The 6,723-nt window shown below is 65.5% G+C and carries 4 protein-coding genes; 2 read left to right on the forward strand and 2 right to left on the reverse strand.

Annotation, left to right across the window (positions count from 1 at the left end; all coding sequences use genetic code 11):
• Positions 1-971 (forward strand): alpha/beta fold hydrolase (locus AOQ71_RS11495; RefSeq protein ID WP_245316842.1); only part of this gene is annotated, 971 nt, incomplete at its 5' end.
• Between the two features lie 23 nt (positions 972-994).
• Here AOQ71_RS11495 and AOQ71_RS11500 read toward each other — a convergent pair.
• Both AOQ71_RS11500 and hemA read right to left on the reverse strand, forming a co-directional pair.
• Positions 995-4,504 (reverse strand): PAS domain-containing hybrid sensor histidine kinase/response regulator, encoded by a 3,510-nt coding sequence (locus AOQ71_RS11500; protein ID WP_057746106.1) that lies wholly within the window; start codon positions 4,502-4,504, stop codon positions 995-997.
• Positions 4,505-4,684: 180 nt separating this feature from the next.
• Positions 4,685-5,914 (reverse strand): 5-aminolevulinate synthase, encoded by a 1,230-nt coding sequence (gene hemA / locus AOQ71_RS11505; RefSeq protein WP_057746109.1) that lies wholly within the window; start codon positions 5,912-5,914, stop codon positions 4,685-4,687.
• Positions 5,915-6,254: 340 nt separating this feature from the next.
• Here hemA and AOQ71_RS11510 point away from each other — a divergent pair, with 340 nt between their 5' ends.
• On the forward strand, positions 6,255-6,686 hold the full coding sequence (locus tag AOQ71_RS11510) for a type II 3-dehydroquinate dehydratase (RefSeq protein ID WP_057746818.1): 432 nt from the start codon (positions 6,255-6,257) through the stop codon (positions 6,684-6,686).
• Positions 6,687-6,723 lie beyond the last annotated feature (37 nt).

The raw sequence follows: 6,723 nt of genomic DNA on the forward strand, positions 1-6,723 counted from the left end.
CCGCCAGCCTCGGCGTGATCGACCTGGCGCACGCCGAGACGTCAGCCGCGCCATCCCTAACATCGAACGCTTCCTTCGGCACCATCAAGCAGATCAATGCCGGCGTCCTCGACGTCGGTTACTCCGAAGCAGGTCCCGCGACCGGACCGGTGGCGATCCTGCTGCACGGCTGGCCCTACGACATTCACGCCTTCATCGACGTTGCGCCGATCCTGGCCAAGGCCGGCTATCGCGTCATCATCCCGCATTTGCGTGGCTATGGCACGACGAACTTCCTCTCCACCGAGACGCCGCGCAATGGCGAGCCCGGCGCGCTGGCATCCGACATCATCGCGCTGATGGATGCGCTCGACATCAAGAAGGCCGTCCTTGCCGGCTTCGACTGGGGCGCGCGCACCTGCGACATCATCGCGGCGCTGTGGCCGGAGCGCTGCCGCGCGCTGGTATCGGTCAGCGGCTATCTGATCTCCAGCCAGGCTGCGGGCAGCGCGCCGCTGCCGCCGGCCGCCGAGCTGCAATGGTGGTACCAGTTCTATTTCGCCACCGAGCGCGGCCGCGCCGGCTACGAGAAGTACACGCATGATTTCGCCAAGCTGATCTGGAAACTGGCCTCGCCGCAGTGGAAGTTCGACGACGCCACTTTCGACCGCAGCGCGGCTTCGCTCGACAACAAGGACCACGTCGCGATCTCGATCCACAATTACCGCTGGCGACTCGGGCTCGAAAAGGGCGAGGCGAAGTACGAGGAGATCGAACAGAAGCTCGCTTCTGCTCCCATCATCAGCGTACCCACGATCACGATGGAGGGCGATGCCAACGGCGCGCCGCATCCCGATCCCGGCGCCTACGCCAAGAAATTCTCCGGCCGCTACGATCATCGCCTGATCACCGGCGGCATCGGTCACAATCTGCCGCAGGAAGCGCCTCAGGCCTTTGCCAAGGCCGTGATCGATGTCGACGCTGGCGCCTGAGAATTGCCGATGGCGGGCCGGCCTTACTCCGCCGCCACCATCTGCTGCGTGCGCCACTGCCCGAGCAAAGCGCGCAGCGAGGCCGGCTTCACCGGCTTGTTCAGCACCGCGATCTTCTCGTCGCGCGCGGCGCTTTGCACGGCCGGGCTGCGGTCGGCGGTGATCAGGATCGCGGGGATGGAGTCGCCGAAGCGGCGGCGGATCTCGCGGATGGCGGCGATGCCGTTGCCGCGGTCGAGGTGGTAGTCGACCAGTAGCCCGGTCACGCGCTTGCCGGCCGCCTCGATCGCCGTGATCGCGCCTTCGGGATCGGTGACCGCGATCACCTCGGCGTCCCAGCCCTTCAGCAGCGTCCGCATGCCGTCGAGGATCGCCGCATCATTCTCGATGCAGACGATCAGCGCGCCCGAGATCGGCGTGCGCGCCAGTGGCGTTGCACTGGTCACCGCCGCGGTCAGCGTCACCGCCTTGGCCGTCGGCACCGTCACGGAAAACAGCGAGCCGCCGCTCCTGTTGGCGTCGATGGAGATGCTGTGGCCCAGCACGCGGGCCAGCCGCTCGACGATCGAGAGTCCGAGGCCAAGGCCGCGCGCGATCCGCGCGCCCTGCTCGAGGCGGTGGAACTCCTTGAAGATCTCACCGCGCTTGACCGCGGGGATGCCGACGCCGGTGTCGTAGACGTTGATGGCGAGCGAGTCTCCGCGGCGGCGGCAGCCGACCAGCACGCGTCCGCGTGGCGTATATTTGATCGCGTTCGAGATCAGGTTCTGGAGCAGCCGCCGCAGCAGCAGCCGGTCCGACTCCACCGGCAGCGAGCAGGGCACGAAGGTGAGATCGAGGCCCTTGGCGCGCGCGATCGGGGCAAATTCGATCTCCAGCGAGCGCATCAGATCGGCCATCTTGAAGCTCGAGATCGAGATTGCCATCGCGCCGGCATCGAGCCGGGAAATGTCGAGCAGCGCGCCGAGGATCTCTTCGATCGCCTGCAGCGATTCATCGATGTTCTCGACCAGCCGCGTCTCCTCGCCATTGTGCTGGCGCTCGACCAGGCTCGTGACATAGAGCCGCGCCGCATTCAGCGGCTGCAGAATGTCGTGGCTGGCGGCGGCGAGGAAGCGCGTCTTGGAGATGCTGGCGTCCTCCGCGGTGCTCTTGGCCCGCGCCAGCTCCGAATTCAGGCGCGTCAATTCTTCAGTGCGGTCGCGCACGCGCTTTTCCAGCGTCGCATTGGCGCGCTCCAGCGCTTCCGCCGCCTCGAAGCTGGGCGTCACGTCTGTAAATGTGATGACGAAGCCGCCGCCGGGCATCCGGTTGGTGAGCACCTCGATCACCATGTGGCGTTCCGGCAGGCGTTCGAGATAGGGCTCGCCGTCGGTGGTGTAGGCCACCAGCCGCTGCTCGATCATCGCCTCGCGACCAGACTGGTCGGCGGGATCGCTCACGCCCATGAATTCCAGGATTTCGCGCAGCGGCGTACCGAACTGGATGAAATGCGGGGGCACGTTGAGCAGGTCGCCGAACTGTCTGTTGGAGCAGATCAGGTGCAAATCGGCGTCGAACACCGCGATGCCCTGGCGCACATGGTTGAGCGCCGTCTGCAGGATCTCGCGGTTGAAATGCAGGGCCGCATGGGAATCGTCGAGCAGCTTCAGCGCGGCCTTCGCCGAGACCGTGCGCTTGCGCAGCAGCAGCGACATCACGAGGCGCGAGGACGCGGCCCCGATCGAGGAGGCGATCAGGTGCTCGGCGTGCTGCAGCAGCTCGAAATCGGCGGGCGCTCCCGGCTCCAGCCGCATGTTGCGCCGCGCCGAGAAAGCTTCGAACGAGTGCCGGGTGCGCTCAGGCCCGAGATATTGCGCCACCGTGGCCTGGATGTCCTGCACCGTGATGGTGGTGCGCCAGCGGCGGAAGTTCGGCGCGATCGGCGCGAGCGTGTTGGGCACGAACAGATCGGCCTGCACCAGCTCGATGGAGGAGGGCTGCCGCGCCAGCGACAGCAGCACATAGGTGAGGATGTTGAGCGAGAGCGACCAGACCACGCCGTGCATCAGCGGTGGCAAATCGGCGCCGAACAGCGCCTGCGGCCTCAGCGCCTCGATGCCGAAGGGGCCGTGCTGGAGCAACAGCAGGCCTGCGGTCGAGGAGTCCATGAAGCTCGGCAGGAACAGCGTGTAGAACCACACCGCGAAGCCGACCAGCATGCCGCCGATGGCACCGCGCGCGGTCGCCCGCCGCCACAACAGTCCGCCGAAAAAGGCGGGTGCGAGCTGCGCGATGGCGGCAAAGGACAACAGGCCGATCGCCGCAAGCTGGGTGTTGCCGAGCGCGCGATAGTAGAAATAGGCCATCACCATGATGGCAAAGATCGCAAGCCGCCGCGAGCGCAGCAGGAAGTCGCCGAAAGCGGTGCCGCCGGCGCGCCCCTCGGGCCGACGTTGCAGCACCAGCGGCACCACGAGGTCGTTCGAAACCATGATCGAGAGCGCGACGCATTCGACGATCACCATCGCGGTCGCCGCCGACAGGCCGCCGACGAAGACGGCGACGCTGAGAAGTCCCGCGCCGCCCTCCATCGGCAGGGCCAGCACATACATGTCAGGATCGGCCGCGCCGAACGGGAAGGTGATGAGGCCGGCGAGCGCGATCGGGATCACGAACACATTGATGGCGACGAGATAGAGCGGGAACAGCCAGCGCGCGCGGCTGACCTCGGCATCGCTGGAATTCTCGACCACGCTGACGTGAAACTGCCTTGGCAGCAGCATGACAGCGCACAGCGACAGCAGCGTCATGGTGAGGAAGTTGCCGATCGACGGCGAATACTCGATGGCGCGCACCGCCTCCGGCGTCTTCATCGCGCGCTCGATGAGTTCGTGCGGCGAGAACATCCAGAAGGTGACGAAGATGCCGGCGGAGAGGAAGGCTGCCAGCTTGATGGTGGATTCGGTCGCAACCGCCAGCATCAGGCCGTGCTGATGCTCGGTGGCGTCGGTCTGCCGCGTGCCGAACAGCACCGCGAACGCCGCCATCGCCAGCGTCACCATCAGCGCGATGTCACCGAGGATCGGGATATGGGAGAACGCCTGGTCCTCGCTCAGGATGACTGCGAGCGAGGAGGCGACCGCCTTGAGCTGCAGCGCGATGTAGGGCACCGAGCCGATGATGGCGATCAGCGCCACCGTCGCCGCCACGGCCTGGCTCTTGCCGTAGCGCGCGCCGATGAAGTCGGCGATCGAGGTGATGTTGTGCGCCTTCGCGAGCTGGATCACGCGGCGAAGCACGCCGGCGCCGAGGCCGATCATCAGGATCGGGCCGACATAGATCGCGAGGAAGTCGGTCGAGGTGCGGGTGGCAAAGCCGACCGAGCCGAAGAAGGTCCAGGAGGTGCAGTAGATCGCCAGCGACAGCGGATAGATCAGCCCGGACGCGCGGCCGGGGCCGGCCGGCGAACGGCGGTCGCCATGGCTCGCCACCAGGAACAGGAAGCCGATATAGCCGAAGGCGGTAGCAATCACGCCCCAATCGTGCAGCATGGCGAGCGTGCGTCTCCCTGGGCGCGACAATCCGTGCCCGATCTCATTTTCCCAGCAAATCTAGCGCGTTGGGAGGGCAGAGGCGACAGCGAAATGCCGGGCCCGGGCGGGGAACCGGGGTTGTCGTTAAGGTGTCAGCCTCGTCGTCGTCTCGACGAAAGCCGGGACGGCGACGGTGACCTACTCCGCCGCCAGCGACTTCTCGCTCAGCGGCAGGCCCAGCCGGTCCCACACCTGCAGCAGCGCTTCGGCGAGCTGATCGATCAGGCCGTCGTCATGATAGGGCGAGGGCGTGATGCGCAGGCGCTCGGTGCCCTTGGCGACGGTGGGGTAGTTGATTGGCTGGATGTAGATGCCGTGATCCTCGAGCAGCATGTCCGAGGCCTGCTTGCACTTCTCGGGATCGCCGACGAACAGCGGCACGATGTGGGTGTCGTTCGACATCACCGGGAGACCCGCGGCATTGAGGATCGCCTTGACACGGGCGGCGCGGTCCTGATGGCGCTCGCGCTCCCAGCTCGAGGTCTTCAGATGCTTGATCGCGGCGGTTGCGGCCGAGCAGATCGCCGGCGGCAGCGCGGTGGTGAAGATGAAGCCCGGCGCATAGGAGCGCACGGCGTCGATGATGTGGCCGTTGCCGGCGATGTAGCCGCCGAGGCAGCCGAACGCTTTCGCCAGCGTGCCTTCGAGAATGTCGATGCGATGCATCACGCCGTCCCGCTCGGCGATGCCGCCGCCGCGCGGGCCATACATGCCGACGGCGTGGACCTCGTCCACATAAGTCATCGCATTATACTTCTCGGCGAGATCGCAGATCCTGGCCAGCGGGGCGACGTCGCCGTCCATGGAATAGAGGCTCTCGCAGGCGATCAGCTTCGGCCGGTTCGGGCCGGCGGCCTTCAGCTTCGCCTCGAGATCGGCCAGATCGTTGTGGCGGAACACGACCCTCTCGCAGCCGGACTGGCGGATGCCTTCGATCATTGAATTGTGGTTGAGCTCGTCCGACAGGATCAGGCAATTCGGAATGAGCTTGGCAATGGTGGCGATGCCGGTCTGGTTCGAGACATAGCCCGAGGTGAACAGCAGCGCGGCTTCCTTGCCATGGAGGTCGGCGAGCTCGGCCTCGAGCTGCACCAGCGGATGATGCGTGCCGGCGATGTTGCGGGTTCCGCCGGCGCCGGTGCCGACGCGGGTCGCGGTCTCGACCATGGCGCCGACCACTTTCGGGTGCTGGCCCATGCCGAGGTAATCGTTGGAGCACCAGATCACGACGTCGCGCTTGCCCTTCGGCGAATGCCAGACCGCGTGCGGAAACCGGCCGGCCGTGCGCTCCAGATCGGCGAACACGCGATAGCGGCGCTCGGTATGGAGGCGATCCACGGCGGAATTGAAGAATTCAGCGTAATCCATCGGTGCAACCTGAGACGGAACTAACCAAAACAACGCTTATCCTTAGAGCTATTCCAACTCCAATGTCTATGCGCTATCCCACATTTGGCCGTGGGGGGCCTTTGGGCAAAATGCCCTATCGTGCAATTTGAAACTTGATCCCGATCAAGTTCGCGCGAGAGGGAATGTTGCTCTGCAGCATCAACTGAGATGCGGGCTTGGCCAGGCCTGGGCTTCCGTCGCGGTTCGGCACACGCTTTCCTAGAGCGCGGCGGCCGCCTCTACCCCATCCGATTCTCGCAGCGCATGCGCCATTGGCCCGGAGAGCATGCTCGATTTTTGCCTCCGAAAGGACCTTTTCATGAAGCGCGTTATGATCCTCAACGGTCCCAACCTCAACATGCTCGGCATCCGCGAGCCGCACATCTACGGCACGACGACGCTCGCAGAGGTCAATGCGAGCTGTGAGGACGCCGCCGCCAGGCTCGGGCTCAAGCTCGTCTTCCACCAGTCCAACCATGAAGGCGTGCTTGTCGATCTGATCCAGTCGGCGCGGCGGGATGCCGATGCCATCGTCATCAATCCGGCGGGCCTGTCCTTCACCTCGGTCTCGATCATGGACGCGATCAAGATATTCGAGGGCCCGGTGCTGGAGGTGCACATCTCCAACATCCATGCCCGCGACGAACATCATCGCCACTCCAAGATCTCGTTCGTGGCAACGGGCGTGATCTGCGGCCTGGGGCCGTTTGGCTACATCGCGGCGCTGCACGCCATCGCGAATATGAAGTGAGGTGTTGCCACGAACGCGTCAGGCCCGGGCTGGTCCC

The sequence above is a fragment of the Bradyrhizobium manausense genome (genome assembly GCF_001440035.1).
GTDB classification, from domain to species: Bacteria; Pseudomonadota; Alphaproteobacteria; order Rhizobiales; family Xanthobacteraceae; genus Bradyrhizobium; species Bradyrhizobium manausense.

Excerpts from the sequence above, each read along its gene's own strand:
- AOQ71_RS11500 (WP_057746106.1), bottom strand. The coding sequence starts at position 4,504 with ATGCTGCACGATTGGGGCGTGATTGCTACCGCCTTCGGCTATATCGGC.
- hemA (WP_057746109.1), bottom strand. The coding sequence starts at position 5,914 with ATGGATTACGCTGAATTCTTCAATTCCGCCGTGGATCGCCTCCATACC.
- AOQ71_RS11510 (WP_057746818.1), top strand. The coding sequence starts at position 6,255 with ATGAAGCGCGTTATGATCCTCAACGGTCCCAACCTCAACATGCTCGGC.